At 39.3% G+C, this 26,638-nt stretch carries 30 protein-coding genes and 1 pseudogene; 16 read left to right on the top strand and 15 right to left on the bottom strand.

Annotated features, from left to right (window positions below):
* Nucleotides 1–222 precede the first annotated feature (222 nt).
* Nucleotides 223–417, top strand: a complete 195-nt coding sequence (locus CBF35_RS11200) for a hypothetical protein (RefSeq protein ID WP_126781191.1) — start codon at nucleotides 223–225, stop codon at nucleotides 415–417.
* A gap of 152 nt (nucleotides 418–569) precedes the next feature.
* On the opposite strand, the gene CBF35_RS11195 is transcribed toward CBF35_RS11200, so the two are convergent.
* On the bottom strand, nucleotides 570–1,307 hold the full coding sequence (locus CBF35_RS11195) for a GDSL-type esterase/lipase family protein (protein WP_170174786.1): 738 nt from the start codon (nucleotides 1,305–1,307) through the stop codon (nucleotides 570–572).
* Nucleotides 1,308–1,435: 128 nt separating this feature from the next.
* Between CBF35_RS11195 and CBF35_RS11190 the strand changes: the two genes are divergently transcribed.
* A complete protein-coding gene (locus CBF35_RS11190) occupies nucleotides 1,436–2,014 on the top strand; it encodes an RBBP9/YdeN family alpha/beta hydrolase (RefSeq protein WP_126781186.1) in 579 nt (192 codons plus the stop codon).
* Nucleotides 2,015–2,064: 50 nt separating this feature from the next.
* Here CBF35_RS11190 and CBF35_RS11185 read toward each other — a convergent pair whose 3' ends face one another.
* From CBF35_RS11185 to CBF35_RS11160, 6 genes are all read right to left on the bottom strand, one after another.
* Nucleotides 2,065–3,345 carry an ABC transporter permease gene (locus CBF35_RS11185; RefSeq protein ID WP_126781184.1) on the bottom strand — a complete coding sequence of 427 codons (1,281 nt, stop codon included), beginning with the start codon at nucleotides 3,343–3,345 and terminating at the stop codon, nucleotides 2,065–2,067.
* Complete coding sequence (locus tag CBF35_RS11180; RefSeq protein WP_126781182.1) at nucleotides 3,342–4,034, bottom strand: ABC transporter ATP-binding protein; 693 nt, start codon at nucleotides 4,032–4,034, stop codon at nucleotides 3,342–3,344. The genes CBF35_RS11185 and CBF35_RS11180 overlap by 4 nt, the downstream gene beginning before the upstream one ends.
* A 220-nt stretch (nucleotides 4,035–4,254) precedes the next feature.
* Complete coding sequence (locus CBF35_RS11175) at nucleotides 4,255–4,920, bottom strand: lysophospholipid acyltransferase family protein (RefSeq protein WP_126781179.1); 666 nt, start codon at nucleotides 4,918–4,920, stop codon at nucleotides 4,255–4,257.
* Nucleotides 4,921–4,973: 53 nt separating this feature from the next.
* Entirely contained in the window at nucleotides 4,974–5,444 is a 471-nt protein-coding gene (locus tag CBF35_RS11170) for a beta-ketoacyl synthase N-terminal-like domain-containing protein (RefSeq protein WP_170174785.1), read from the bottom strand.
* 176 nt (nucleotides 5,445–5,620) lie between these two features.
* Nucleotides 5,621–6,811, bottom strand: coding sequence for a beta-ketoacyl-[acyl-carrier-protein] synthase family protein (locus tag CBF35_RS11165; RefSeq protein ID WP_126781175.1), 1,191 nt, complete (start codon nucleotides 6,809–6,811; stop codon nucleotides 5,621–5,623).
* A complete protein-coding gene (locus CBF35_RS11160; protein WP_170174784.1) occupies nucleotides 6,804–7,040 on the bottom strand; it encodes an acyl carrier protein in 237 nt (78 codons plus the stop codon). The genes CBF35_RS11165 and CBF35_RS11160 overlap by 8 nt, the downstream gene beginning before the upstream one ends.
* 319 nt (nucleotides 7,041–7,359) lie before the next feature.
* Between CBF35_RS11160 and CBF35_RS11155 the strand changes: the two genes are divergently transcribed.
* The 12 genes from CBF35_RS11155 to CBF35_RS11100 all read left to right on the top strand — a co-directional run bounded on the left by CBF35_RS11155 (nucleotide 7,360) and on the right by CBF35_RS11100 (nucleotide 16,529).
* Entirely contained in the window at nucleotides 7,360–8,097 is a 738-nt protein-coding gene (locus CBF35_RS11155) for a LytR/AlgR family response regulator transcription factor (RefSeq protein WP_126781171.1), read from the top strand.
* Nucleotides 8,098–8,343: 246 nt separating this feature from the next.
* Nucleotides 8,344–8,796: a ribose 5-phosphate isomerase B gene (rpiB, locus tag CBF35_RS11150; RefSeq protein WP_126781169.1), complete on the top strand. Its 453-nt coding sequence runs from the start codon at nucleotides 8,344–8,346 to the stop codon at nucleotides 8,794–8,796.
* 19 nt (nucleotides 8,797–8,815) lie between these two features.
* Nucleotides 8,816–9,583 (top strand): triose-phosphate isomerase family protein, encoded by a 768-nt coding sequence (locus CBF35_RS11145; RefSeq protein ID WP_170174783.1) that lies wholly within the window; start codon nucleotides 8,816–8,818, stop codon nucleotides 9,581–9,583.
* A gap of 22 nt (nucleotides 9,584–9,605) precedes the next feature.
* Entirely contained in the window at nucleotides 9,606–11,147 is a 1,542-nt protein-coding gene (locus tag CBF35_RS11140; RefSeq protein WP_126781165.1) for an FGGY-family carbohydrate kinase, read from the top strand.
* Entirely contained in the window at nucleotides 11,144–12,160 is a 1,017-nt protein-coding gene (locus CBF35_RS11135) for a 2-hydroxyacid dehydrogenase (RefSeq protein ID WP_211345311.1), read from the top strand. Before CBF35_RS11140 ends, CBF35_RS11135 begins: the two co-directional genes overlap by 4 nt.
* Nucleotides 12,157–12,573 carry a PTS-dependent dihydroxyacetone kinase phosphotransferase subunit DhaM gene (locus CBF35_RS11130; RefSeq protein WP_126781162.1) on the top strand — a complete coding sequence of 139 codons (417 nt, stop codon included), beginning with the start codon at nucleotides 12,157–12,159 and terminating at the stop codon, nucleotides 12,571–12,573. Before CBF35_RS11135 ends, CBF35_RS11130 begins: the two co-directional genes overlap by 4 nt.
* Complete coding sequence (locus tag CBF35_RS11125) at nucleotides 12,560–12,922, top strand: Lin0368 family putative glycerol transporter subunit (RefSeq protein ID WP_126781160.1); 363 nt, start codon at nucleotides 12,560–12,562, stop codon at nucleotides 12,920–12,922. The genes CBF35_RS11130 and CBF35_RS11125 overlap by 14 nt, the downstream gene beginning before the upstream one ends.
* On the top strand, nucleotides 12,919–13,257 hold the full coding sequence (locus tag CBF35_RS11120) for a Lin0368 family putative glycerol transporter subunit (protein ID WP_126781157.1): 339 nt from the start codon (nucleotides 12,919–12,921) through the stop codon (nucleotides 13,255–13,257). Before CBF35_RS11125 ends, CBF35_RS11120 begins: the two co-directional genes overlap by 4 nt.
* Nucleotides 13,258–13,294: 37 nt before the next feature.
* Nucleotides 13,295–14,287 (top strand): dihydroxyacetone kinase subunit DhaK, encoded by a 993-nt coding sequence (locus CBF35_RS11115; RefSeq protein ID WP_126781155.1) that lies wholly within the window; start codon nucleotides 13,295–13,297, stop codon nucleotides 14,285–14,287.
* 17 nt (nucleotides 14,288–14,304) lie between these two features.
* Nucleotides 14,305–15,072: an SDR family oxidoreductase gene (locus CBF35_RS11110; protein WP_126781153.1), complete on the top strand. Its 768-nt coding sequence runs from the start codon at nucleotides 14,305–14,307 to the stop codon at nucleotides 15,070–15,072.
* Between the two features lie 17 nt (nucleotides 15,073–15,089).
* Nucleotides 15,090–15,767, top strand: coding sequence for a dihydroxyacetone kinase subunit DhaL (dhaL, locus tag CBF35_RS11105; protein WP_126781151.1), 678 nt, complete (start codon nucleotides 15,090–15,092; stop codon nucleotides 15,765–15,767).
* Nucleotides 15,768–15,806: 39 nt separating this feature from the next.
* Nucleotides 15,807–16,529: a hypothetical protein gene (locus CBF35_RS11100; RefSeq protein ID WP_126781149.1), complete on the top strand. Its 723-nt coding sequence runs from the start codon at nucleotides 15,807–15,809 to the stop codon at nucleotides 16,527–16,529.
* Nucleotides 16,530–16,600: 71 nt separating this feature from the next.
* On the opposite strand, the gene CBF35_RS11095 is transcribed toward CBF35_RS11100, so the two are convergent.
* The 7 genes and pseudogenes from CBF35_RS11095 to CBF35_RS11065 form a co-directional block, all read right to left on the bottom strand.
* Entirely contained in the window at nucleotides 16,601–17,443 is an 843-nt protein-coding gene (locus tag CBF35_RS11095) for a metallophosphoesterase family protein (protein ID WP_126781147.1), read from the bottom strand.
* Between the two features lie 299 nt (nucleotides 17,444–17,742).
* Nucleotides 17,743–18,651 (bottom strand): DUF2268 domain-containing putative Zn-dependent protease, encoded by a 909-nt coding sequence (locus CBF35_RS11090; protein ID WP_126781145.1) that lies wholly within the window; start codon nucleotides 18,649–18,651, stop codon nucleotides 17,743–17,745.
* A gap of 125 nt (nucleotides 18,652–18,776) precedes the next feature.
* Nucleotides 18,777–18,956 (bottom strand): annotated as a pseudogene (locus CBF35_RS11085) (N-acetylmannosamine-6-phosphate 2-epimerase); the annotation flags it as partial.
* 77 nt (nucleotides 18,957–19,033) lie between these two features.
* Nucleotides 19,034–19,858, bottom strand: a complete 825-nt coding sequence (locus tag CBF35_RS11080) for a sulfite exporter TauE/SafE family protein (protein WP_126781141.1) — start codon at nucleotides 19,856–19,858, stop codon at nucleotides 19,034–19,036.
* A gap of 33 nt (nucleotides 19,859–19,891) precedes the next feature.
* Nucleotides 19,892–20,344 carry a MarR family winged helix-turn-helix transcriptional regulator gene (locus CBF35_RS11075; RefSeq protein WP_244922593.1) on the bottom strand — a complete coding sequence of 151 codons (453 nt, stop codon included), beginning with the start codon at nucleotides 20,342–20,344 and terminating at the stop codon, nucleotides 19,892–19,894.
* Between the two features lie 173 nt (nucleotides 20,345–20,517).
* A complete protein-coding gene (ascB, locus tag CBF35_RS11070) occupies nucleotides 20,518–21,942 on the bottom strand; it encodes a 6-phospho-beta-glucosidase (protein WP_126781137.1) in 1,425 nt (474 codons plus the stop codon).
* Between the two features lie 38 nt (nucleotides 21,943–21,980).
* Complete coding sequence (locus CBF35_RS11065) at nucleotides 21,981–23,252, bottom strand: PTS sugar transporter subunit IIC (RefSeq protein ID WP_126781135.1); 1,272 nt, start codon at nucleotides 23,250–23,252, stop codon at nucleotides 21,981–21,983.
* A 187-nt stretch (nucleotides 23,253–23,439) separates the two neighbouring features.
* Here CBF35_RS11065 and CBF35_RS11060 point away from each other — a divergent pair, with 187 nt between their 5' ends.
* Entirely contained in the window at nucleotides 23,440–25,254 is a 1,815-nt protein-coding gene (locus CBF35_RS11060) for a BglG family transcription antiterminator (protein WP_126781133.1), read from the top strand.
* Between the two features lie 2 nt (nucleotides 25,255–25,256).
* Nucleotides 25,257–25,598: a hypothetical protein gene (locus CBF35_RS11055; RefSeq protein WP_126781131.1), complete on the top strand. Its 342-nt coding sequence runs from the start codon at nucleotides 25,257–25,259 to the stop codon at nucleotides 25,596–25,598.
* Between the two features lie 54 nt (nucleotides 25,599–25,652).
* Here CBF35_RS11055 and pdxA read toward each other — a convergent pair whose 3' ends face one another.
* Complete coding sequence (gene pdxA, locus CBF35_RS11050; RefSeq protein ID WP_126781129.1) at nucleotides 25,653–26,630, bottom strand: 4-hydroxythreonine-4-phosphate dehydrogenase PdxA; 978 nt, start codon at nucleotides 26,628–26,630, stop codon at nucleotides 25,653–25,655.
* Nucleotides 26,631–26,638 lie beyond the last annotated feature (8 nt).

The following is a 26,638-nucleotide window of genomic DNA, read 5'->3' as shown; positions in this document are numbered from 1 at the left end:
GTCAATCATTTTTAATGAAATATAGGGCCTTTAATGTATTGTGACGAACAAATTGGATTATATTGCAAAGTGTCTTTAAATGGATCATCTTATGAAAAATTGAAAGAAACGTGTTATGGCCCATTTGAATTATTGAGTTATCGGACCAGTAAAGAGCTGAAGGAAATCACTGGCCAATCAATCCAAAAATTGAGCAGACCAAAACAGACCTAATAAGAAGTATTGGATTTTTCCGCTTATAACTTTGTAACAGAAATAAATTATGAGTTCATTTTACTTTCTCCTCAAGTTCATCGCTACGAAGCAGAACTAAGGGAACTCCTACTTAAAGTCAAATGTACTTCGAAAATTATTGGCATTACAGCAGATGAATTTATGACGATGAATATTGAGAAAATTATGAGTCGTTTAGAGTAATAATAAAAAAGCAGTCGCTGAAGCGACTGCTTTTTACTTGTCTAATTTTTGTATCGGTTTCTTGACTAATAGTCAAGAAATATTCACAGTAAGGTGAAAAAAGAGAACAATCACCTTAAATGATTGTTCTCTTTTATGGGAAATTATGATTTTTAGTCATAGACATAGGGGCTTAAAAATTCAGTAATAACGTCATAACCAGCTTGATTAAGATGTAAGCCATCGTAAGAATATTCTTTGATTAGTTGTTCCTTTTGATCAAGGAGCACAGGATAGACCTCAAGGTAAGTAGTCTTAGTTTCTAAAGTCACTAGTTGAATCAACCGATTTAGTTTCACGATGGTTCCATTGTTTCGAGAGCCGACCATTTTTTTGTGGTTAGGACTTAAAAAATCAACAGTGTTAACCGGATAAACAGATTCAACAAAAATCTCCGTTTCGGGTAGCTGTTCCTGTAAAGTTGTAATAATCTCTTTGATAGTCGTAGCTATTTCTCCTGGTGTTTTTTTTGTTTTAACTAAGTCATTTGTCCCAATTAATAAGAAAAATTTCTTAGGCCTTAGCTCGTACAACGTATGGTCAAGGCGGCTTAAGACTTGCTCACTTGTTTCGCCATTAACTCCTAAGTTAACTGGAGGCAGCTCTAATTTAGTAAAATGATCTGTAAGCTGGTAACCATAAGTTATCGAATCACCAATAAAAACAATGTGTTCAATCTTAGCAAGGGGTGGCGTAATCACATATTCCGAAGAAGAGACTTCCGCTATGTCTTCAGCTACCACATCATTTTCCAAGTTAAAAGGCTTTAATAAAAGGAAGAGAGCAACACTAATGAAGATAAGATTTAAAAATAACAATGAGTAGAGTATTTTTTTCCATAAGCTAGTCACCTTTACACACACCGCCTTTCTTTAAAAGAAGCTCAATTATAACAATTTTCTAAATGCTGAACAAGTTAAGTTGAAAAAAACTTAGAAGCAAGAGATAATAAAAGGAACAATTTCAAGGGAGGTCCACGATGCCGCAAATCTACTTGATTCATGGTTATAATTCTTATCAAGACTCACACTGGTTTCCTTGGCTCCAAAATGAATTAGCCAAAGTTAAGCTAAGTAGTCATTTTATCCAACTGCCAGAACCAGGGAATCCGCAGAAAGATCAGTGGCTAAAAACCTTAGCAACTCAACTGCCAGAATTAAACGAAGGAACTTATTTTGTTGCTCACAGTTTAGGTTGCTTAACCTTATTAACTTATTTAAGCCAGTTACCTAAACCGGTGAAGATTGGTGGGGTAATATTAGTTGCTGGCTTTAAGGAGAGTATTCCTGCTATGCCAGAATTAGACCAGTTTATCGGTGAGCCTTTAGCGTTGGACCAACTAGTTGACAGCATTAGTTATCGATGTGTGATATCCGCTGCTGATGACGAAATTGTTCCAACTGAAGCTAGCCAACGACTGGCTCAAGAACTCCAGGCAGATTTTCAGCAGCTACCAACAGGCGGGCATTTTTTAGCTGAAGAAGGAATCGATCAATTACCAGCCCTTCTTAAATTATTACTAAAAATCAAAGCTTTAACACAAGGCGTAGAAAAGTAAAACTAGTTAACGACGGCGAGAGCAACCATTAACTAGTTTTTGATAAAGACTTATTCATAGCGTAGAGCAGTAATTGGATTAAGTTTAGCAGCTTTTTTAGCAGGGAACGTGCCAGCTAAAAAAGAGATAGCTAAGACTATTAATAAGAGGTAGAGACTTGTTAGCAAATCCAGTTTGACTAATTCTAATCCAGTTAATTCTGAAAGAAACCCTGTTGTTGCTAAATTGTTAATAACTGAGCCAGCCCCATAAGCACTAATAATCCCCAGAATTGCCCCAAGCAAACCAAGTAAGATCGCTTCAAAACTAAAAATTAAAAAAATTCTGCCTTTGTCTAAGCCTAAGGCCTTCATTAAGCCGACTTCACGGGTCCGGTCCTGAACTGACATATAAAGGGTATTAATAATCCCGAAACAAGCGGCTAATAAAGTTAAGACCCCAAATAAAATTAAGACAGCCGTAATACCATTAATCACATTGTGCATAATACCGATGGAATCTTCCACAGTAATCCCCTCATAACCTAAGTCGTTTAATTCTTTTTTTACAGCAGCGATGCTGTCATTCCCTTGATCCCTTTTGACTTCTACGGAAATAAATTGATAATTGTCGCCAACATTGTCAGGTAAATCTTGTTGACTAATGGCGATGATCTCATTAGCTAAGGCACGATTGACGATTGATTGCCCCCCTTGAATTAAACTTTTATTTAAAATTCCGACAATTTCTACTTCGAGTAATTCAGTTTCTAAAGTCACTTGGTTTTGGACGGCCAGTTCAATCTTACTGCCAAGGGCTTCCTCAGTGGTTGAAAAGCCTAAGGCAGAAATAAACTCATCAGGAATATTAATTTGATAATCCTCACTGTTTAAGTTAATCAAAGAGCCTGCTCGTAGATCATATTGAATACCAAAAATCCCTTGATTAACAGGTAGGAGATACTTTTTGTCGTTAACCCCTTGGGCATATTGGAGGCGCAAAACTTTAATTGGGTCAACTTCGGTTAAGCTAGCTAGTTCAGAAATATTAGTCACATCTTGATTATTCAATTCCATACTCTCAGTATTTTCAGCGGTGTCGTCAGAGTATTCAATCGGGATGCTATCGTTGATTTTAAAACTAGTTGCTCTTTGACGAGTCACTGTCAGCTGATTTTCACCACCAACATTTTCAATTTGTTGATCTAAATAAGCATTGATGCCTAAATTCACACCAAGAGTTAAGTAAATCGTAAAAGTTCCGATAAAAATAGCAATCGCAGTCAAAAAAGAGCGCATTTTATGGTGAAGGAGATTTTTTAGGGCCGATTTTAACATGTCTTTTAAACTCATTTAATTAACTCCTTTGTAATTATGCCATCGTGGAGATAAAGTTGCCGATCAAATTTTTGGGCGAAGTCGTTGTCATGTGTCACTACAACTAGGGTGATCCCTTTTTCTCGATGTAAGTGAAACAATAAGCCTTGTATGTCAGCACTAGTCTTACTGTCTAAATTACCAGTTGGTTCATCAGCAAAGATGACTTGGGGATTATTAATAATTGCCCGGGCAATACAGACCCGCTGTTTTTGACCACCAGACAAATCACTGACAGGGGCTTTCGCTTTATCGACTAAGTCAACAGCTTCCAAAGCTTTTAAGGCTAATTGGTGCCGCTCTTTTTGAGAATGTTTATAAGCACTACCGGCAATTTCTAAAGGTAGCAAAACGTTGTTGAGAGTTGATTCTCGTGGCTTAGTAAAAAATTGTTGAAAGACGAAACCAAATTGCTCATTTCTAATTTGATTCATTTTCTTTTCCGTCAAAGTCTGGTGATCGACACCGTTGATTATGAGGGTACCTGAACTAGGGGAATCTAATAAGGCTAAGATATGCATTAAGGTTGATTTTCCAGAGCCACTTTTGCCAACAATTGCTAAACTTTCTCCTTGTTCTAAAGTTAAATCAACGCCGTTAAGAGCATTAAAAGGATTTTTACCACCGTAGATTTTAGTAATATTTGTCGTTTCAATCAGTTTCATGATGTTCACCTTTCTGTTTTCTTCACAAGTTAAACAGGGGACTTAGTTTATTTTAATCGACTAAAGTAATAGTTAAAAGAAGCTGTAACCTTAGTTACAGCTTCTAAAGGATTAGCTAGGTGAGATTAACACCAACCAATACTCATAATCCCGATTAAAATAGCTGTAACAGCTGCAATTGACATAGAAACCATAGTATCACCTCCTTTCAAATAATTTCTTAATTAGTTAATTCAACTTCACGATCTGCCAAAGTTACGACAAGTTGATTTAACTGTTTTTCAACGAAAGCAGCATCTGCTTCAATATCATTGACGATGAAGGGAGTCTGGTGGCTAACGAAAAAATGGCTCGTTTTTTTATTGATGACATAAGAATAATCCCAAGCTTTTCGCAGTGGGGTATAGTCGTCGAGACTGCAAAAAATTGGTAAAACGGGCACGTTATATTTTTTTGAGAAGACGAGCATATCTTTTTTAAGTTGGCGGTTTGGCCCATTTGGCCCGTCTGCAAAATTAAAAATAGAGTACCCCTCTTTTAAATAGCGATGAATTTTTTTGGCACGAGAAAAATGATCTAATTGATGATCATCTTGGTGGATAATCGTAATGCCTAAATATTTAAATAAGGGAATACAAATGTAATTTTGCGGGTTATTTGACATGATAATGGCTAACTTTGGTGGTTTGACAACAGTTAAAAAATGCAACATCGCCCCAATACAACCGTGCCAAGAAAGATAAATATACTGTTCTTCTAATAAGTGGTGAGGCAAGTCGATATGATTAGTTAAGTTTTTAGAAAATGTTAAGTAATTAGCTTTAATCAACATACCTAAAAGGGTGAATTTGAAAATCTTCAAATATAATCGTAATGTCTGAAACACGGTCCTAAAACTCCTTCCGAGGTAGCAATCGGCTACTAACTAAAAGTAGTCTGTTAAGCAAGTGACTGCGGGGCAGCTAAGATAACTAATTCCAGCGATTCTGAAAAACTGTCTTGGTTCTCAGCTACAGGAATATTTTCTAAGATTAGTTGGGTGTATTCTGTCGTTTTAATGACTAAGGCATAGTCAATTGTTTTTGAGCGAAGAGCGTTAATAGCAAGTTCTTTGGCAGGATTAGCGACTGCGAGACTATATATCGTTGAATTAGGACCAGTCACATTAAAGGCGACAGAGAGCCAACCAGATAAACTGTTTAAAGCGGCATTTGGAAAGAAAATCGGACTAATGAACTTAGGGGAAGTTTCATAAGCTTCATCCATAAAGCGATAAGAGTTTTCAATGTGGCTATAGGCAGTAGTTACAAAAATGCCCCACCGACTGCCAAGATCATAAGGAGACTCAAGACCTAAGTCGTTGATTAAAAGGTCGGCATGATAAATGATCCCTTGAGCTCTAGGGGTCAAGCGTTTAAAATTTTTCCCGAGGCGTTTGTTCTGATAATTATGACCGTGTAAATCAAGTTTTTTTAAGGTCAGAGGATAGGCGTACTTTTTGATTTTGACGGACTCTTTAAGGGTTGGTGTTAATTGCTTTTGACAATGGACTAAGATATTAATAAGACAACCTCCCTTTGATTAGCTTAAGCATATTTTTTGAAAATCAGGGCAGCGTTAGTACCGCCAAAACCGGCGGAAAGATTTAAAGCATAATTGACAGTTTTTTGCCGCATCTTGTTCGGGATACAGTCAATGGGACAAGCCGGATCAGGAGTTAGAAAATTCGTTGTCGGTGGTAGCAAATCATGTTTAGTGGCATAACAACAGACAGCGGCTTCAATCGCACTCGAAGCCCCCATAGTATGGCCTAACATAGATTTAATCGAACTAGCAATAATATTTTGTGCTGGAAATAAGTCATTAATAATTTTAGCTTCAATTACATCATTTTTTTTTGTTCCTGTTCCATGTAAGGAGATGTAGTCAATCTCAGTAGCCGTTAATTGGGCATTTTCCAGTGCACCGGTAATAGCAGCTTTCAAGCCTAACCCTTGGGGATGAGGGATATTAATATGGTACGCATCACTTGATAATCCCACTCCTACAAGTTCAGCTAAAATTGGCACTCCTCGTTGCTCAGCGTGGGATTTCTCTTCAAGGACTAGGAGGGCAGCGCCTTCAGAAACGAGCATGCCGTCTCGTTCTTTAGAAAAAGGCCGACAGACAGTTTCAGCGATCGCATTTAACCGCTTAAAACCTAATAAAGAGATCGAAGAAAAAGGATCAACACCACCAGCTAAGACCATTTTTTGCTCACCATATTTGATCCCTTGATAAGCGTTAGCTAAGGCGTAATTGCCGGCGGAACAAGCATTAGCTATTAAATAATGGGGGATTTTTTTATCTGTTAAACAAGTTAAAGTATCTTTGATCATTTGTTCTCGAGGGTTTTTTTCTAAGAAATTATGGGGAATCACTTCTTGACGATAGTAATAATTAGATGAAAGTCCCAGACTGGCATCTCCCATCGTTGTCCCGATATATACGGTATCAACCATGTCAATGTTTGCTTGACTTTGAGTTAAACTTTGAGAAATAATATCGTATAAAAATTGGCTACCACGACCGATCTCAGCTAGCTGAGGAGCGGAATAATAAGCGTTGATATCATAATTTTTAATTTGCCCCCCCATAAACTGATCGGTGTAAGAGAAAAGTGAGTGTGTCACTTGTGAAGTTCCTAAAACCCCACTTAAACAATTTTGCCAGAATAAGTCATTTCGACCAATTGAAGTAACAAGACCAATCCCAGTTACAACGACTTCCTTAGTCATTTTTAGCCATCAATTCATTAACACAAAGCTGAATATCTTCCACTGAAAAAAACTCTGTCATCGCTTCACCTGGAATATCGATTGGGTAAGTTTTTTCAAGCTCAGTTACAATATCCAAGACATCCATCGAGTCTAATTCCAGATCAGCGACTAATTCCGTCTCGTCAGTTATTATGGTTACATCAACATTAGCTACTTTCGCAATAATTTTTTTAATATCCTTCGTCATTAATAGCCACCTCATAATTATTTAATAAAATTAACATTAAACCTTAGGTCCTTCGTTAATTTTAAGATACTTTATAGTAAAATAAACTTTTATAGAAAAAAAGCCTTTTATCTCAAATGATTATTGAAGAAGCTTTAAAGGTGAAGCATTGACCAACTAGGAATATACAGAGACCGTTGAAGATTTTCCACCCATTATTGTTTAATAACTTGTTACAATTAAGCCAAAGTTTTAGGTAAGGTTGACCTTCAGCCAACTGATAGGCCGAATTAGAATTTTAGTTAGTTGCAAGTGATTGAATATTTAATGAGGTGAATCAATGAATATTTTTATATTAGAAGAAGATTTATATTATCGGCAACGTTTAGAACGCCTAATTAAAGAAGTGTTAAACGAGAAAACTATCACGATTCGGAAAATTGTGGCTACTGGTCGTCCCAAAAAACTACTTGAAAAAGTGACAGAACAAGGGTGTCATCAATTATTTTTTCTTGATACGACATTTAACAAAGATCGGAGCAAAGGGTTTCGAGTGGCTCAAAGTATTCGTGAAAAAGACCCTAATAGTACCATTGTATTTGTAACAGGACAGACTGAATTAGCTAGCGAAAGTTTTCGTTATAAAATCTCTGCCCTAGATGTGATTGAAAAAAATCAAGCGGAGCGTGAATTGAAAAAGCGCTTAGAAGAATGTCTTGAGCTAGTCGACAGCCGTCAAAACCAGCTAATTAGTCAAGATGCTTTTCATTTTGAAACAAATCAAAGCAAGTTTCAGTTACCGTATTCAGAGATTCTATATTTTGAAACCTTAGCCATTCCTCACAAAGTAAATGTGGTAACTAAACATAAAAAAGTTGAGTTTTATGGTAGTTTAAATGGCGTCGTTAAGCAAGACCAACGTTTCTATCGGTGTCATCGTTCTTACTTAATCAATTTAGAAAATGTCAGTTATGTCGATAAACAAGATTACACCGTTTATTTTGAAAAAGACAAAAAATGTTATGTGGCTCGTCGCCGCATGAAAGAGCTACTAGCAGGGTTAGATAAATTGCGCTAGTTTGAAAAAATCTTCAGATTGGCTTTAATATAATTGACTACTAATGTTCGTTATTTTACAATGGTCGTGAAAGTCCGAAGTCACTTATAAAAATCCGTTAATACTTAGAAAATTGCCTGTCAAACTAACATTCGTGAGCTGTTAATAAGCTGAAAAGTTATGGTGGGCAACAACCTAAGGATTAAGGGGTTTTTTCGTTATTCTAACAGTTAGGATCAAACAATATAGAAAGGTGTGGAATGAGCAATGAAAATTGGGATTGGGGCAGATCATCACGGTTATTTACTAAAAGAGACCTTACGACAGGCGCTAGAACAGGCAGGGCATGAAGTCGTTGATTACGGCTGTCACTCTGAGAAAGCGGTGGATTATCCAGCAGTGGCTTTCACCGTCTCACAAAGTATCTTAGGGGAAGAAGTTGAGCGAGGTATTCTAATCTGTGGCACCGGCATTGGGATGGCCATTGCGGCGAATAAAATTCCAGGCATTCGTGCCGCTCAAGTCACAGATCCTTATTCAGCAGAGCGAGCCCAACTTAGTAATGATGCCCAAATTATTACTTTAGGCAGTAAGATTACTGGTGATGAAGTTGCTAAAAAATTAGTTGCCGAGTATTTAAGCCACCGTTTTAAAGCTAGTCCCTCCTTGCGAAAAATTAGTCAAATTACAGCTAAGGAAACTGAGCTTAGACAGAATTAAAAGAAATGGGGGAATGGAGATGAAGCGAAAACCAGTTGTGGCTCTAAGTTTAAAAGCCTATTACCCTGAGCTTGCTAGTAACTTGAAAATTGCTGAAAACTTACTGCGGGAATTGAAAACGAGTTCTGTTGAGTTCCTTTACTTTCCTAGTTTAGGAGCTATTTCCCAAGTAGCGGCTACTTTAAAAAACTCAAACATTGGGGTGGGGGCCCAAAACATCGGCCCATTTGAGAAAGGACCATACACCGGTGAATATTCAATTTTAAGTTTACGAGAAGTCGGAGGTGGCTATGTAGAAGTTGGCCATAGTGAACGCCGACAACTTTTTAAAGAAGACGACCAACTCATTCAGCAAAAAGTCAGACTGACTTTAAATAATGGCTTAATTCCGTTGTTATGTGTCGGGGAAGTCGCAAAATTGACTAGCTTAAATCAACGCCAAGCAGAGTTAGAACGGCAGCTTTTTTTAGCTCTTCAAGGCCTAGGTTCAGCTAAATTAAGTAAGGTCATTATTGCTTACGAACCAGTTTGGGCAATTGGTCAAGAAGCGGCGGCTTCCGCTAATTATATTCATAGTAGTCATCAACTGATTCGCCAACTGTTGGAAATCCATTACGGACAAGATGTTAGTCAAAAAATCCGTTTGATTTACGGGGGTTCCGTCAGTTCGGAAAATGTAGCAAAGATCGTTGACCATGTGGATGTTGATGGGGTATTTGTCGGCCGATTTGGTCATGAGATTAGTCAGTTAAAAGCAATTGTCATAGCAGTCGAAAACAAAGGATAACCTTTGAGAAAGTGAGGCCAAGATGTCAACTTTTTTACTAGGAATTGATAATGGGGGGACCGTCATTAAAGGCGCTTTATACAGCTTAGACGGTCAGGAAGTCGCAGTTGTCAGCCGAAAGTTAGTGATGATTACGCCACGGCCTGGTCATACGGAACGAGACAGTGAAGCGATGTGGCAAGCAAATGTGGCAGTTATTCGCGAGTTACTGGAAAAAACGAGTGTTTCAGGGGTCAGCATTATCGGAATTGGGATTACCGGCCATGGCAACGGCGTTTATTTATCTGATAAAGCTGGCAAGCCGACTTACAATGGGGTGATTTCAACAGACACTCGGGGCAAAGACTATGTTGAGCAGTGGCAAAAAGATGGCACTTTCACCAGGACCTTGTTAAAAACTTATAACTCAATTTGGGCAGGGCAACCAGCTCCTATTCTCAGATGGTTAGTCGATCATGAACCAGCTGTTATCGCCAAAACCGATTACGTCTTTATGTGTAAAGATTATATTAAGTATCGACTGACAGGTTTGGCAGCAACGGAAATCAGTGATTTTTCTGGAGGTGGGATGTTAAATATTGCTGAAAAGCGTTTAGATCAAGACTTATTAAAGGAATTCGGGATTGAGTCTCTTTATGATAAGTTGCCACCATTGAAAGACCCTTTAGCGATTCACGGTTATATTACGAAAGAAATTGCGGAACTGACTGGCTTGGCCACTGGCACACCTGTTGCTGGTGGCACTATGGACATGCATGCTTCAGCAATCGCCACAGGAAGCATTCAAAAAGATCAACTATGTGTGACGGCAGGAACTTGGTCAATCAATGAATTTATGGCTGAAGAACCAGTTATTTCCGATGATTTATTTATGTGTGCCATTGCTCCAGGTAATCGCTATTTAATTGCAGAAGGTAGCCCGACTTCTGCCAGTAACTTAGAGTGGTTTTTAACTGAAGTCTTGAAAGGCCTTGAATACACTGAAGGGACCCTTTATGACTTAGCTAATGATTTAGTTGCAAGTGTTCCTTATGATCGTTCGAACTTAATCTTTTTGCCATTCTTATTTGGAACTAACGTTGATCCCCGAGCTAAGAGTGCCTTTGTTGGTATGAGTGCTTGGCATAAACGTGGCCATTTAATCAGAGCAATTTACGAAGGGGTTGTCTTTAGTCACCGCCATCATATTGATAAGTTAATAGCCCAAGGTGGGAACTTTAAACAAGCCCGGATTGCTGGTGGCGTCGTTAATTCAGAAATTTGGATGCAAATGTTTGCTGACATTTTACAAGTTCCGATTGAAGTCACTCAAACGAAAGAACTAGGTGCCATGGGAGCGGCAATTATTGCCGGAGTTAGCGCAGGGCTTTTTGCAAGCGTAGAAGTAGGAGCGCAGCGGATGATTCAAGTTGTCAAAACGTGTCAGCCAGATCAAACTAAAAAAGCTCTTTATGATCAAAAGTATCAACTGTATCGCAATCTTCTAACAAAACTAGCCCCTATTTGGCAAGACTTTGAAACCGTTGCAAGTGGGATTAAAGCCGGAGAGGGGGAAAGTTTGTGACAGAAAAAATTCTCGCAGTTGGCGATTCTTTGATCTCAGCAGAGATGATGAGACAAGGGCTTAGTGACTTAGAGACAGTAGCAGAACTAAAAGTCACTAGTTGGCAACATCCTAGTATCGAAGAGCTTCAAGCAGCGAATCGCCAAGTTGAAGAACAAGGACCTGAGGGAATTGATTTACCTGTGGCACTTCAAACAGAAATCAGCCAAGCCAGTCTTTTGATTGTGCAATTTACGCCAATTAATCGGCAACTGATTGAAAAATCACCTAAGCTTAAAACTATTTTTGTCTTGCGAGCAGGGGTGGAGAACATTGATTTAGTAGCAGCTAAGGAACGACAAATCGAGGTTGTTAATCTTAGTGGGCGTAACGCTCGAGCAGTAGCGGAATTTACTGTTGGCTTAATCTTAGCTGAAATTAAAAACATCGGCCGCAGTCACAATGAGTTACAAGCTGGCAAGTGGCGGAAAGGTTTTCCAAATGAAGGTCAAATTATCGAACTGAAAGAACGAAAAATTGGCTTAATCGGTTTCGGAAAGATTGGGTTTTTAGTGACCGAACTCTTAAGTGGTTTTAGTTGTCAGTTTTTAGTCTATGACCCTTATGTTAAACAAGCAGACTTACCAAGAGGTCGTGTCGTGTCACTGGAAGAATTGTTAGTAAATAGTGATGTCGTGTCACTCCATGCTCGTTCCACACCGGAAACATATCAGTTAATGAACCAAAATCGCTTTGATTTAATGAAGCCAACTGCTTATTTCATTAATACAGCTCGTTCCCACTTAGTTGATGAAGAAGCCTTAATCGAGACCTTAACTGCTAAAAAAATAATGGGCGCTGCTCTTGATGTTTTCGATAATGAACCATTAGCCAAGGAACATCCGTTGTTACAGTTAGATAATGTCACTTTAACCCCTCACATTGCTGGCACAACTGTCGATGCTTTTGGCGGCAGCCCAGGCTTGATGGTGCCGAAAGTTAAGGCTTGGTTACTAAAGGCTAACAACCGATGATTGGGATTGTCTTAGTTTCCGACAATGAGGAAGAAGTGAATGACTTACTAGCAATGATTGAAGTCATGATTGGTTTAGACTCAAAAGTGATTGTTTTACCAGTTGGTAGAAGTGACAGTATTTTAGGAATGAGTCCTTTAGCAATCTTAAAGACTTTAAGTCTTTTAGAAGAAACTACGGATATTTGGATATTTTGCGATAGTGAGAGCAGTCAGTTAAGCGTAAGATTTGCTTTGGAATTATTAGAAGATGCTGAAATACAAGAACGAATTACTTTCTTACCTGAACTCCCTTTAGTCGAGGGGGCTTATGTGGCAGCAGTTGAAGGGGCAATTGGTCGGGATAAAGCGGGAATTATGAAAACTTTAGAACTATTAAGAAGAGAACTGGAGGAAAGGGATGAAACGAATTAGAAGTGTTGTCGGCTACACCTTAGCTGGTTTAATTGTGATGTCAGTTTGGGGAGAAATCGGTCAAGTCGGAATTTTAGGTGGTTTTGTGGCTGCGATTATCATTATTGGTCCTTTATGGTTTTTAAACCATTTTTTAAATTTAACGAGTAACGAAGACGGCGTAGCCTTTGTTGATATGGGCTTAGCGATTGGCATTTGTGGGATTGCTCGAGATAGTTTTATTCACGGCAGTCAGCAACTAGTAGCAGCTTTACCAACTATCAGTTTAGTCGTCATCGGGGCTGTTGTCGGTGGTGTCCTGTCTGCTAAAATTGAAAAACATCAAAAAGCAGAGGAGGAACAAAAATGACCGTTAATTTAGCGATGGCAACAATTGTCGGCAGTGCGATTTTTCCTTTGGCGATTCGTTTAATGTGGGGCAAGATGGTAGCTGAATGGGGAGCCTTGGGAGGTTGGATGGCTGCCGCCTTTATTGTCGGGACTGTCTGGTGTTTAAACCATGGCTTAGCTACGCCGATGATTACCCAAACAGGCGCTTGGGTTGATCAAGGTCTGGCGGCTGGAGTTGGGATTTGGGTCGGAGCTGTTTTGACAGGAGATAAAGTCAAACCTTCTTTGCCAATCATTGCTTGTGCCGTCATTGGAGGAATTTTAGGCGGTTGGTTGTTGTCATTATTTTTGTAGGCGGAGCTGAAAGTTAAAGAAAGGAAGAGGATAGTCGATGAGACGATTATTAAATGATGGTTATGAAGCAGTGGAGGAAATGTTAGCAGGCTATTGTCTAGCTCATTCAGAACATGTCTATTTGTTAGAAAATGATCAGCGAGTCGTCGTTAGTCGTCACTTAAGTCAGGAGCCACGGGTGCGGATTATTGTTGGAGGCGGTTCTGGTCATGAACCACTCTTTCTCGGCTATGTTGGGAAAGACTTTGCTGATGCTGCGGTTATCGGTAACGTCAATACTTCCCCTTCGCCGGAACCTTGTTATCAAGCTGTTAAAGCCGTTGATAGTGGTCGGGGCTGTCTCTATTTATATGGAAATTATGCCGGTGATGTCATGAATTTTGATATGGGCGCCGAGTTAGCAGCTGAAGATGGCATTCAAGTAGAAACGGTCTTAGTAACTGATGATGTCTATTCCGCCAAAGAAGTCAGTGAGCGAAGAGGGGTGGCTGGGGATATTATTGTCTTTAAAGTTGCTAGTGGAGCAGCCGCTCAAGGCTACGACTTAGCTAAAGTCAAAGCCCTTGCCGAAAAAGCGAACAGTCGCACCTATTCTATGGGGGTGGCGTTGTCTTCCTCCACACTACCAGTGACAGGGGAAGTTATTTTTGAAATGGCTGATGGCGAGATGGAAGTCGGTATGGGGATTCACGGTGAGCCAGGAATTGAACGAACGGCATTAGCCACAGCGGATGAAGTCGTCGAACAACTGTTAAGTCATATTTTAGCCGAAGCCAAATTAGCTGAAGGGGCAGAGATTCACGTCTTAGTAAACGGCTTAGGTGGTCTGCCTTTAATGGATCAATACATTTCTTACCGACGAGTCGTTGAAATTTTAGAAGAAGAAGGCTTTGAAATCGCCAGCTCCCAAGTCGGTAATTACGCCACCTCAATGGACATGATTGGTTTATCAATCACGATTGTTGATTTAGATGAAGAAATAAAAGGATTATTAGCTGCCCCTTGTGACACCCCTTACTGGCGCCAGTAAGAGATTGGAGAACGGAAATGAATCAATACACGGGATTTGATATTAATTTTAGTTTAGCAGATAAAGTCGCTGTAGTAACTGGGGGAGGCAGTGGCATTGGCAATGCTATGGTTCGTTTATTTCACGGTAAAGGAGCCAAAGTAGCTATCTTAGATAAAAAACTAGAGACGCCAGAGTTAGCGAAAGAGATTAGTGAGGAAGGTGTCATGGGAGTAGTCACAGACATTACTAATAAAAGCCAAATTGAAGCTAGTTTAGACAAAATTGAAGCCACCTTTGGAAAAATTGATATTTTAGTTAATTCCGCCGGGGTCGTTTTCTTAGAAAAAGCCGAAGACGTAAAGGAAGCTGACTGGGATTTAACTTTCGAGATTAATGTGAAAGGAACTTTTTTAGTGGCTCAAGCAGTTGGGCAGCGGATGATCAAACAAGGTGGGGGCAAGATTGTCAATATGGCGTCCCAAGCTGCCAAAGTCGCCCTTGATCAACATGCGGCCTACTGTGCTAGTAAAGGGGCAGTCGTGTCATTGACTCAAGTTTTAGCAATGGAATGGGCCCCTTATCAAATTAACGTCAACAGTATCTCGCCAACAGTTATTTTAACTGAACTAGGTAAAAAAGCTTGGGCTGGGGAAGTCGGGGAAGAGATGAAAAAATTAATTCCTTTAGGTCGCTTTGGCTACCCGGAAGAAGTGGCAGCGGCTGCTCTTTACTTAGTTTCCGATGGGGCTAGTTTAATTACTGGTGAAAACTTAATGATTGATGGCGGTTATACGATTAAGTAAAGAAAGGTGGTAAAAGAATGTCAGAGGAAAGTGGCTTAACGACGGATTTTTTTATTGATACTTTTGCAAAGATGGCTGACTTAGTCGAAGAGCAACGAGACTACTGGTCTAGTCTAGACTCAGCTATTGGAGATGGGGACCACGGCATTAATTTAAGTATTGGCTTTCGGAAAATTAAAACCGAATTACCCCAACTTAAAGCTGCTGATTTAACAGTTGAAGAACTCTTTAAAACCATTGGTCGCTTCGTTTTAAATAAAGTTGGTGGAGCCGCTGGACCTTTATATGGGAGTTTCTTTATGAAGATGGGCTTAGGTTTAGGACCGAAAAAAAAGGTCACGCCGAGTGAGTTCATCATCATGTTAAGTCACGGTTTAGAAGCAGTTAAATACCGTGGCAAAGCTAAAGTTGGTGATAAAACGCTGATTGATGCTTTAGAACCTGGCATTCTAAATTTACAAGATTACTCAGAAGGAGTTGATTTTTTACCGCACTTTTCAGAGAGTCTTAAGTTAATGAAAGCTGGGGTAGAAAGTACCCGACCAATTGTGGCTCGCAAAGGTCGGGCCGCTCGCCTTGGTGAACGAAGCATTGGTCACCTTGATCCCGGTGCGACGTCAGCTTGGATGTTGATGACCGTTTTTTATGAGGAGCTAGTCAAGGTAGTACAGGAAGAGGGTGTAGAACTAAAGTAACCGAAAAACTGATCGTGAGAGTAGCGAAAGGAGTCCGCCATGAAGAAGTCTCCCTTGAAAATTTGGCCTTTAGGAATTATCAGCTTATTACTTTTAAGTGCCTGTCGCCAAGGAGAACGTCAGCCAAGCCAGATAAGTGAAGCAACTAATAATAGCCTTAGTTCGGTTAATGAAACAAGCCAAGAGTCAACTGAAGTCGAAGCTGTTAGTGGCGCCTCAGTTACTCGCCGGCTCTATCAGGAGCAAATTCCGTATCCGCACTTTACAAATATCGCCAATGCAGAGGGGATCAATAATGCTATTTTAAGCTACTTAGATGAGTTATCCCACCGCCTTATTTTTGACGAAGGGACTTCTTTAGATTATGTTGTGCTATTTGAAAATGCGGACTTTATCTCAATTCTCTTTGAAGGAAGTACGATTCATGGGGCTTATCCAAGAGAAGTAAAAGAAAGTTTGAATCTCAATCTTAGGGAAATGGAGCGAGCCCAGTTAAAGGAAATTATAGCAGTTGATGAGCAGTTAACAGCGCTAATCGCCAGTCAATTAAGTAGAAACCTTCAAGAATTAGGAACAACTTATGAAGCTGCTTTCAATCATCCTTTAGGGGAACTCTTAGTAGAAATCAGTCAAGATGACTCTTTAAAAGGTCAGTTTGTCTTTACTAGTGAGGAATTAACATTATATCTCAGTGTTCAACATGCTTTAGGGGATTACCTTGAAGTCAGGATTCCTTTAGAGATGCTAGCTCGCAGCTTATAGCTCAGTTAATTAGGCAGCTAATGAAAAAGACATTCAAGTTTATGAATGTCTTTTTTTGAGGGGAATCATAATTAGTTATTAAGGCTATTCAACAACGAGACAATCTCATCACGATACCCGTAGCGCTGATTTAAGTCTGCTAAAAGGCCAGGTTCGTGAGTTCGGCGATGACCCGTTTGCAGTAATTCTTCGTATAATTCAAAATACGGTAACTCTTTGGTTTGAGCTAAGTTAATTTCTTGTGGCACATCATAAGGGGTACGCTTAAAATTAACTTGTGGGCGACCTTCTTCGTCAATTTCTAAAATGGCATACTGAGCCCGTAAATCTTTTTGAAGAGTTGGCCAGTGAGTAAAAGGCTGTCCGATGGAACCAGGATTAATAATTAATTGATCCTGATTACTATAACGCATTAACTGATGATGCACGTGAGCATAAACCGCAATATCAACTTCTTCAGCGAATAGCTGTTCAAAGTTTTCTTGTTTTTGGTTCGGCATCAGAGCAGGACCGTAGTTTTTAGTCGGTAAATTATGGGTTAAACTAATTTTTAAGCCATTGATTTCTTGAACAGTTGCTAGAGGTACGTCTTTGATCAAAGTTAAATCAGCAGCTGTTAAGTTTTGCTTTAAATAATGAGCTAAAGTGGCAATGTAGATATCCATTGGCTCATCCACATCTATCTCAGAACCAAGACCAGCTAAAAAACAATCTTCCCAATTCCCTTTGAGAAAAACAGTTGGTGTGACCGATTGAATTAAGCTGAAAAGAGAAGAGGCGCCTGGGCCGGGCATAATTAAATCACCTAGAAACCAATAATCAGTAATTATTTCTTTTTTACAATCGACTAGAACAGCTTTCAAAGCTGTCTCGTTCCCGTGAACATCTGCTAAAATTGCGATTTTATGAATCATATCTTGGCTCCTGACTAGTGTTTATTATAATAAATGACTTTTAAACTTCTTTTAATGCTAGTTAATTATACAAGGTGAGGGATGTGTGGGGCAAGGATAAAAGTTATTAAAATAGTACAAAAAAAGCAACCAGCGGGTAACTGGTTGCTTAAGGAGATTTTATTTACTTTGGAGGAGTAAATAATGAAAAAGTTTGTTAGGGTTGTTTGTTTGGTATGTCATTATTATAGCGTGCAAATTTGACGAAACTATGACGAAAGGTTAAAGGAAAAATAACTATTTAGATTTTTTCTTGACCTCTAAAGAAAAAACTTTGATTTTTCAATAATGAGGGCAGTGGGTCTCAAAGTCGCTTGTTCAATTGTTTCTCCCGTTTGTTGTAAATAAGCTTTGATAAGATGATAACCAATCGTATAGCCAGCGTTTTTAGCAAGGCCAACTGGTTGAAAGCCTTGAGCCTTCGCTACTTCGTCACCATACATATAGGCAGAGACTTGATCAAAGCCACGGGCAGAACGGCCGTCTTTCATGACTTCAATTGTATAAGCCATTTCTTCATCGTCGTAGTCTTGAACCCAAGGCCCCCGGTAAAGAGGGCCATACAGTGATTCAGCAAAGACTTCTGCCAGACCTTCAATGACTAAATAATCGCCGACACTGACATCACCGTAGTTGAAAGGTTCATAAGTAAAGCGGACGTTGTGGTTAAATTCGTGGGCTAAAGCTGATTTTAAGCGCGGGCTGTTAAAGTCATTAGGAACAACAATCAACATAATATAACCAGGGATACCACCAAAACCACTATAACTTTCATTAGCTGCTAGGAGTTTGTTTTCAGAGTCCCCTAATAAAATAGCTAAAGTTATTTCTGATAAGGGAAGGTCGTAACCGATTTGCTGAAATCGGTGAAGTGCTGTAGTTAAAACCGCTTCTGCCTCAGTGAAAATTTTAGTTTCTTTGAGATCCCTTAGCTGGGTGGTAAGTAAAGGATTCGCTTTAATTGGCGTCCAAATGCCTAACATTTCAGCTGCCATGACCACATCGTAACCACCTGGTGTTTTAGCCACTAAAGGGGCATTTAAGTAGTGCCACATTTGCGTTAAAGGTTTCATTAAGTCGTAACGAAAGTCATTGTCATCTGCCTGTCCTAGTAGACACTTATCGTAATAAGCTAGGGAATCGACAATGGTTATTTTTGTTTTATTCATCTATCACACCTCTTTCTCCTTTAGTCTAATGGCTGACGTAAGGGGAAGGTCAAACAAGTGTTACTGATTAGCAGTAAAAAAAATTGATAGCCGAAAGACTAAACAGTCTCAACTATCAGTTTTTTTTATTTTTGAATGGCCTTTGCAAATTTTTCAGTAATCAATTGTGGCCGGGTAATGGCACCACCAACAACGACACTATGGAGACCAAGAGCAAGAATTTTTTTGGCCTTTTCTGGTGTATCAATATTACCTTCAGCAATTAAAGGTAGCTTTGAGATTGCTAGCATTTCGTTTAAAATGGCAAAGTTATTAGATGCTAATGAATGTTACTCCTGTCTTTTTCGATATAGTCATTAACTCGACAGACTTTGATTACTGATTAACCAATTAAAGACTTAACAGCCATAAAAGTCATGTAGAGACTTAAAACAATTAAAAATAAGGCGAAATAGCGTTTAAGGTGGTTATCAGATAGTTTTAACATCAGTTTGACACCGACTTTCGACATGGGTACCGATAATAATGAAATAATAGCCACAGTTGGCAGATGAATAAAGCCTAAAGAATAAGGGGGTAAATTATCGTAACTTAAACCGCTAATAATAAAACCAATGGCTGCAAAAAGGGTTAAAAAGACCCCACAAAAGGCGGCTGTGCCGATAGCTTTTTTGATTGTTAAGCCAGTTTTATTAAAGAAAGGCACAATTAAGCCGGCGCCAGAAACCCCACCTAACGTTGCGATTAAACCAATTCCGATAGCGGCAAAGATATTATTTCTTTTACTATGAGTTAATTCAGGCGGTGTCCCAGGGGCAACTCGTTGACTTTGGCGAAACATTTTATAACCAAAATAAATTAAAAATAAAGAGAAAAAGAGCTTTAAAAAGTTTTGATTAAGACTAGTTACTACCCGACTAGTTAATAAAACCGTCAATAAGAGAGGTGGTAAAAAAAGTGAGACCCGGTCAAAGGCAATGTTTTGATTGCGGTACTGATTATAAGCTGTCGCTGAAGTGCTAATAATCATCGTTGCAAAGGAAGTCCCCATAGCCATGAACATCAGCTCAGATGACGGGACGCCAATCAAAGGCAATAAAGGCAAGAGGGCGGGGACAATAATCCCACCGCCACCAAGGCCAAACATTCCTGACACTAAGCCAACAAAGAGGCCTAAAAGTAATACTCCTAAAATATATGTTGTCATGGCAATCAATGTCCTTTCAAACAATCTATGGCTTTACGCATGATTGTCAATTAGTTTCGTAGAATGTGTAAGAAAGTCAGCAATAGTTGTTAATTCTGTCGGTGATAAGTCAGCCAAGTAAGTAAAAAGTTCTTGGTCTTGAGCCTGGTGATACTCTTCATGATAAGTGTAAGCTTGTTGGCCAGTGTCACTTAAAAAGAGATGGAACCTTTTTTTATCCTCTTCGTCGGGGCCTTTTGTCACAAGCCCTCTTTTATGTAAAATCCCGACAGTTCGGTGAACGACTGCCCGAGTGATCCCTAGTTTTCGGGCTAATTCGGAACAATAGATACCAGGAAAGTCGCCAATCATTTTTAACATATGAATCTCTCCTCGGTGAAAAGTCATTTCAGGACTCCCGAAGTCTAAAACATTTGTCCGACTGTTGGCAATTTTTTCAGTTAAAGAAACAAAGGCTGTGACAATTTCTTTTGGCGTAGTAGTCATTTCCAGAACCTCCTAAGTTTTTGATGTTGTCATCGTAGCATACAATATTTTTGGATGTCAAGCTGACAAAGGTGAAAAAGCTATTTTTAGTTCAATAAATATCAAAAGAAAGCAGTAAAAAAGCTACTAGTAGACAGGCAGTTAACCTGTAGGCACTAGTAACTTTTTAGAAATTAAAGATTTTCCCCATTCGAGCGAATAACTTCCTGATACCAGGAAAATGAGTCTTTTTTATAGCGAGCGAGGGTTCCCTTACCTTCGTCATCTCGATCGACATAAATAAAACCGTAACGTTTAGACATTTGGCCAGTGCCAGCTGAAATTAAATCAATGCATCCCCAAGGTGTATAGCCGATTAGCTCAACGCCATCAGCAATGGCTTGTCCCATAGCAAGAATATGCTCTCGTAAATAAGTAATGCGGTAATCGTCATGAATCTTGCCATCTGTAGTTAATTCGTCTTTGGCCCCCAAACCATTTTCGACGATAAACAAAGGCTTTTGGTAGCGATCTGCTAAAGTATTTAAAACAATCCGTAAACCAAGAGGATCTGTTTGCCAGCCCCATTCACTGACAGCTAAGTAAGGATTTTTTAACCCCGGTAACACATTGCCAGCTGTCACTTCATGCTGTTCGGGAGTGGCACTTTTAATTTCAGAAGAGTAATAACTAAAAGAAACAAAGTCGACAGTATGAGCTTTCAACAAGGCTAAATCATCTGGTTCTAAGACAAGTTCGACGCCTTTTTTCGCCAGTAGTTTTTGAGCATAAGGGGAATATTCCCCTTTAGCTTGGACGTCAATAAACAAGAAGTTTTCTTGGTCATGTTTAAAGGTTTCCCAGACGTCTGTCGGCTGACAAGTGGCAGGATATGCCCCAGTACCAGCCATCATACAACCAACTTGGCAAGTCGGATCAAGCTGATGGGCTAATTTAGTCGCTAAACTTGATGCTACTAGTTGATGATGAGCGGCTTGAAAACGGACCTGATCGGTGATTTCTCCCTCAGCTGCTGACATGGCGCCAGCGAAAAATTTACCATGTAAGAGCATATTGATTTCATTAAAAGTCAGCCAATAAGCGACTTGCCCTTGATAACGGGTCAAGATTGTTTCGGCATAACGAACAAATAAATCAATGACTTGACGATTGCGCCAGCCACCGTATTTATTAAAAATAGCTAAAGGAGTATCAAAATGGTTCATGGTCACCATTAGTTTGATGCCATATTTTCGACATTCGGCAAATAAGTTATCGTAATAGTTGAGGCCTTCTTCATTAGGTAGCAAGTCATCGCCATTGGGGAAAATTCGTGGCCAACTAATCGATGTTCGTAAGATTTTAAAGCCCATTTCGGCAAATAAAGCCACATCTTCTTTGTAACGATGGTAAAAATCAATGGATTCGTAACTAGGATAATAATCAAAGGTGGTGGCAACCATTTTATCAGGATCGCTCATAGCTGCCCACCGGCCTTCCTTTTGACTAGGTGTGACATCGACTAAAGATAAGCCTTTGCCACCCGTTAAGTAGGCGCCTTCTGTTTGATTGGCAGCAATCGCGCCGCCCCAAAGAAATTCTGCTGGAAATTGTTTCATAATTGACCTACTTTCTAAGAGTGCCTATTTGGCAATTTTTAATTAGTTGTTGTTACTTGAGCTTCTTCGGCTAAGGCTTTTTTCTCCATCAGCTTAAAGAAAGGCAAGTAGACAAAATAGCTAATGACTAATAAGGCAACTTGGAAAAGGGCCCAACGCCAACCACCGTTAATAAATCCAGAGAAAATTACTGGTGTCCCAAGAGGTAAAGTGACGCCTGGTAAGTAATTTAACAGACCGATACGAGACAAAACATAAGCTAAAGTTAAATTAATTGCTGGCATGGAAATAAAAGGAATCGCAAGTAAAGGATTTAAAATCACTGGCGTTCCGAAAATCACCGGCTCATTGATCGAGCAAATATTAGGAATCAAAGCTAATTTCCCAAGAGTTCGGTACTGTTCTGATTTCGAGCGGGACATGGCGATGACTAAACCTAAAGTTTGACCAGAACCCATCACAAAAGCAGTCGCAAAGAAACTCCAAGAAATCATATTGGGAATCGGTAAACCAGCATTATAAGCCGCTAAATTTTCCATGTTAATCGGCATTAAAATGGGCATTAAGACGGGAACAGCAATCATCGTGCCATGAATTCCGACAAACCATAAGATCTGGGCGATAATGACAATTAAAAGTAAGGCTGGGAAAGAAGTCCCTAATTTCGTTAAAGGCACTGACAGAACCCCAAAAATCATGTCATGAATACTACCATAAGAAGTTAACCCCATCACCCCACGAATCCCAATCATTACAAAAGCAATCGCCACACCTGGTAATAAACCAGAAAAAGAGTCGGCAATCGTTGATGGTACACCTGGCGGCATTTTAATAACCCATTGTTTTTTGACAAAAGTAGTGAAAATTTTAGCAGTAATTAAACCAACAATAAAAGCTGTAAACATCCCTGTGACACCTAGCCATTGATTAGAGTAACCAGCAAAGGTGCCAGTCTCGCTAAGCTCGTAAGGGGTCACAATGAAGAAAGACATCAAACTAATTAACCCAGCAATTAAGCCTTCACCAATCTGATCTTTAGCAAACTGATATGCTATTAAAAAAACAATATAGACCGACAACAAATTATTCGTAATATCAGCGGGAATCGCCGTTAAGACTTTTAACCCACTGCCGACTAAAAATTCTTGATAAGCAGGAATTGGTAAGCCATTAATCAAACTCCCGATTCCACCAACAATCGTTAAAGCTACTGTCGTCGTTAAGGCCTTAGTAATCGCCCCAATATAGGGATTACTTTGAATCTTACCGGCAACAACTTGAACCTTATCAATCAAAACATCTTTATTCATCTTGCAAAACCTCCTATTTTTAAGGTACGAATTCTGTTAAAATAAAACAAACAGAAAAGCCCTTTCATTAAAAAGTTTAACTGAAAGGTTAAGTTCCATATAGCATGATTTTTGCAAGATATTTGGCAGCTTTTTTAAGCTTATATCAACTGGTCTCAGAGTAACTGTCATTAGTGGAGGATAGAAAATGAAAGAAAAATTATTACTAACTTATTATTTGCAACAAAATCGGCTAATCAAACTGACAGAAATTGCTAGAGACTTTAGAATTTCTCAACGGAAGGCCCAGATGTTAATTCAAGATTTTAATTATTTCAGTCGTAAAACCGGCTGCTTACTAAAAGCTCGGACTAACTTAGGTTACGAACTGATTGTACAAGATGCTCCTAAAATGGCAGACTTTATTAAAGAAACTGCGAGTAGTGTCGCTTATTTGAATCCAAATCACCGACGCTTGTTAACTCAAATATATTTAGTTAGTCAAACTAGTTATGTTAGTAGTAGCCAGTTAAGTGACTATTTAGGTGCCAGTAAATCGACGATTACTGCAGATTTAAAAGCCTTAGCCCCAAAAATGGCCGCCTTTCAGCTAGAAATCACTGCTAAAACGTATTATGGACTAAGAGTTACCGGTAGCGAGTTAAACAAACGTTTATGTTTAATTAAAGCAGTCAATTTATTGCCAGTCATGACCTTGGAAGAAGAGTTAGGGGACTATCAAGTGTCAGAAGCTTTTCAACAAGCAGTCAGGGAGCTTTTTGGAGACTATCAAGTAAATCTGACGGAAAGTGTTTTTTTAACGATCGTGCAATATATGGTAGTGATGGTTGAGCGGTTAGCCACTGGTCAAAAGTTGACGTATTCTCTAGAAATGAAAAATCAACAGCTAGCTTCTTTACAAGAGCCATTAAAAGCCTTACTTGAAAATTGGTACCAGATTGATTTACCAAAAGTTGAGATTAACTATCTGATTGATTACATTGGTGATCAATTAATGACGTATCAGGCGGAAGACCTTGAGTACGAAAGGGTGACAGAACAGGCTTTCGTAAGACTCAGTCAGAAGCTAGGTCTGAGGGGGCAAACTGAGCCTTCTTTTTTCAAAAAACTAAGTAAACATCTACTGAACTTAAGTAAGCGACTGACTTACGGCACCCAAATTTTATTTCCCCAACGAAACGAGTATTACCAAGGACACTTTTTCGAGATTTATCTCACCCAAGCTTTTTTAGCAGAACTAAGTTTAGAGATTACTTTAACAAGTATCACGATTGATGAAGTCTTATATGTCTCCCTTTATTTTAAAGCGTGGCTGTTAGAAACAGGGGAAGTTTTTGATATCTATCGTAAAAAGGTTGCCGTAATGATGGAAAGTCGGAGCGGAAGTTACTTACTTAAAACTCAGTTAGAACATGATTATCCAAGTCTGTCAGTCACTATTTTTGATGAAATTAATTTATTAAGGATTCGTGAAAAAATTAGCAACTACGATTTAGTGATGACATCTAAAGTAATTAATCAGCAATTACAAAAAAGATATCCTTCAATTCTTCAAATCACTGATTATCTTTCAACGAAGGAACACCAGTTAATTGAAAAAAGAATCAAAGAGCTTTTTGAATGGCCGGCGCTGACAGGTTTATTACATTCAAGTAATTATCAAAGGGCCCAAGTTAAGAGCGATCAGAACTGGCAGCAACAAGAGCCGCTATTAATCGTTGAAGGGCTATTTGCCTGCCAACTGAGAATAGTTAAAGAAATCAGTAATAGTCAATTAGTCATTGAACAATTTAGCCAACCAATCATCATTTCAGATAAGAAAGTCTTTGTTTTACTAAGTCTGAGTTACGAGAAAAGTCAGCTTAAAGTTGTTAAAAATGTCTGTCAAGCTTTAGAAAATATCACGAAAAGTAGCCTACTTAAAGGAGAATTGCTAAGTTGCCAAAATGGTGAGGCATTTATAGATATCTTGAGAAGAGGGTATTTAGAGAAGGTGGTTTAAAAATGGAAAATGATTTTATTATGCGACAAATAAAGTTAATGGGTGAAGGGATTGGCATACTCTTTAAAAAGAAGATTTCTTCAGAATCCCTAGGTGAAATCCAAAGTGAGGAAGGAACGACGGTTTCCAGAATGGACTTGTTACTAGAGTACATCGCTGATGACCGGATTTCTGAGGCAGTCCTGTTAGTTAATTCATTGAAGTATAAGATGTCGGTGTATGACTTTCAAAATGTCTCTCATTGGTTTCTGAATTTACTAAAAGATTACCAAGGTGAGAAACCTGATTTATTATCTAATACAGAGTTAGAGCATTATCGCTCAGTCTTAAACGACTTACTTTAAACAGTCTGATTAAAATAAAAAGCCAGTCTAAGTTGACTGGCTTTTTCCAATCCCTTAAATGTTCGTTGTTAAACGTTCTGCCAACTTAATTGCCGTTAACATGGAGCGTTCATTAGCAATCCCTTGACCAGCGATATTGAAAGCTGTGCCATGATCGACAGACGTCCGAATAATTGGTAAGCCTAAAGTCACATTAACCCCCTCATCAAAGGCAAGTAATTTCATCGGAATATGACCTTGGTCGTGGTACATGGCAATGACGACATCGTATTCTTTTTTCAGTGCTTTTAAAAAGACCGTGTCAGGTGGCAAAGGGCCTGTCACTTCAAAACCAGCTTGTCTTTTAGCGATAATGGCCGGTTGGATTTCCCGCTGATCTTCGTGACCAAAGAGTCCACCTTCGCCACTGTGAGGATTAAGGCCAGCAACGCCGATTTTAGGCTGGGAGATGCCTAAACGTAACATCGCCTCATGGGCTAAGGCAATGCATTCTTCGATCCTAGTTCTAGTAACTAGCTGACAGGCATGGGCTAAAGAGACGTGGGTGGAAACGTGAACGACAGAGAATTTCTCACTCCAGAGCATCATCGTGTATGTGGCAGTCTCAGTTAATTTAGCGAGAATTTCAGTATGACCGTCATAGAGATGACCGCCTAAGTGTAAGGCGGCTTTGTTTAGAGGGGCGGTGACGATTGAGTCGATGTCCCCTTTAGAGGCAAAAGCAATTGCTGTGGCAAGGTAGTGATAGGCGGCGTTCCCTGCTAGGGCACTGACTTTCCCAAGAGGAATCTGGGAAATAGCTAAATCTAAAACATTGTAGACGTTGATGGCACCTTTTTTGACATCAACTAAAGAAGTCAGAGAATGAACCTTATAAGGACTATTCAGTAACTGAGCGTAATGGGCTATGATCTGAGGGCTGCCAAAAATGACAGTAGTATCAAGATAAGTCGGCTCTTTAAGGAGCGCTTTTACTGTTACTTCTGGACCGATTCCGGCAGGGTCGCCCATAGTAATGCCTAAGTATGACATCCTCAACC

The organism is Vagococcus salmoninarum, assembly GCF_003987495.1.
GTDB classification, from domain to species: Bacteria; Bacillota; Bacilli; order Lactobacillales; family Vagococcaceae; genus Vagococcus_D; species Vagococcus_D salmoninarum.
This window is presented reverse-complemented; position numbering and strand designations above follow the sequence as displayed.

Excerpts from the sequence above, each read along its gene's own strand:
- CBF35_RS11190 (WP_126781186.1), top strand. The coding sequence starts at position 1,436 with ATGCCGCAAATCTACTTGATTCATGGTTATAATTCTTATCAAGACTCA.
- CBF35_RS11185 (WP_126781184.1), bottom strand. The coding sequence starts at position 3,345 with ATGAGTTTAAAAGACATGTTAAAATCGGCCCTAAAAAATCTCCTTCAC.
- CBF35_RS11180 (WP_126781182.1), bottom strand. The coding sequence starts at position 4,034 with ATGAAACTGATTGAAACGACAAATATTACTAAAATCTACGGTGGTAAA.
- CBF35_RS11165 (WP_126781175.1), bottom strand. The coding sequence starts at position 6,811 with ATGACTAAGGAAGTCGTTGTAACTGGGATTGGTCTTGTTACTTCAATT.
- CBF35_RS11160 (WP_170174784.1), bottom strand. The coding sequence starts at position 7,040 with ATGACGAAGGATATTAAAAAAATTATTGCGAAAGTAGCTAATGTTGAT.
- CBF35_RS11155 (WP_126781171.1), top strand. The coding sequence starts at position 7,360 with ATGAATATTTTTATATTAGAAGAAGATTTATATTATCGGCAACGTTTA.
- rpiB (WP_126781169.1), top strand. The coding sequence starts at position 8,344 with ATGAAAATTGGGATTGGGGCAGATCATCACGGTTATTTACTAAAAGAG.
- CBF35_RS11145 (WP_170174783.1), top strand. The coding sequence starts at position 8,816 with ATGAAGCGAAAACCAGTTGTGGCTCTAAGTTTAAAAGCCTATTACCCT.
- CBF35_RS11140 (WP_126781165.1), top strand. The coding sequence starts at position 9,606 with ATGTCAACTTTTTTACTAGGAATTGATAATGGGGGGACCGTCATTAAA.
- CBF35_RS11130 (WP_126781162.1), top strand. The coding sequence starts at position 12,157 with ATGATTGGGATTGTCTTAGTTTCCGACAATGAGGAAGAAGTGAATGAC.
- CBF35_RS11125 (WP_126781160.1), top strand. The coding sequence starts at position 12,560 with ATGAAACGAATTAGAAGTGTTGTCGGCTACACCTTAGCTGGTTTAATT.
- CBF35_RS11120 (WP_126781157.1), top strand. The coding sequence starts at position 12,919 with ATGACCGTTAATTTAGCGATGGCAACAATTGTCGGCAGTGCGATTTTT.
- CBF35_RS11115 (WP_126781155.1), top strand. The coding sequence starts at position 13,295 with ATGAGACGATTATTAAATGATGGTTATGAAGCAGTGGAGGAAATGTTA.
- CBF35_RS11110 (WP_126781153.1), top strand. The coding sequence starts at position 14,305 with ATGAATCAATACACGGGATTTGATATTAATTTTAGTTTAGCAGATAAA.
- dhaL (WP_126781151.1), top strand. The coding sequence starts at position 15,090 with ATGTCAGAGGAAAGTGGCTTAACGACGGATTTTTTTATTGATACTTTT.
- CBF35_RS11100 (WP_126781149.1), top strand. The coding sequence starts at position 15,807 with ATGAAGAAGTCTCCCTTGAAAATTTGGCCTTTAGGAATTATCAGCTTA.
- CBF35_RS11095 (WP_126781147.1), bottom strand. The coding sequence starts at position 17,443 with ATGATTCATAAAATCGCAATTTTAGCAGATGTTCACGGGAACGAGACA.
- CBF35_RS11090 (WP_126781145.1), bottom strand. The coding sequence starts at position 18,651 with ATGAATAAAACAAAAATAACCATTGTCGATTCCCTAGCTTATTACGAT.
- CBF35_RS11080 (WP_126781141.1), bottom strand. The coding sequence starts at position 19,858 with ATGACAACATATATTTTAGGAGTATTACTTTTAGGCCTCTTTGTTGGC.
- CBF35_RS11075 (WP_244922593.1), bottom strand. The coding sequence starts at position 20,344 with ATGACTACTACGCCAAAAGAAATTGTCACAGCCTTTGTTTCTTTAACT.
- ascB (WP_126781137.1), bottom strand. The coding sequence starts at position 21,942 with ATGAAACAATTTCCAGCAGAATTTCTTTGGGGCGGCGCGATTGCTGCC.
- CBF35_RS11065 (WP_126781135.1), bottom strand. The coding sequence starts at position 23,252 with ATGAATAAAGATGTTTTGATTGATAAGGTTCAAGTTGTTGCCGGTAAG.
- CBF35_RS11060 (WP_126781133.1), top strand. The coding sequence starts at position 23,440 with ATGAAAGAAAAATTATTACTAACTTATTATTTGCAACAAAATCGGCTA.
- CBF35_RS11055 (WP_126781131.1), top strand. The coding sequence starts at position 25,257 with ATGGAAAATGATTTTATTATGCGACAAATAAAGTTAATGGGTGAAGGG.
- pdxA (WP_126781129.1), bottom strand. The coding sequence starts at position 26,630 with ATGTCATACTTAGGCATTACTATGGGCGACCCTGCCGGAATCGGTCCA.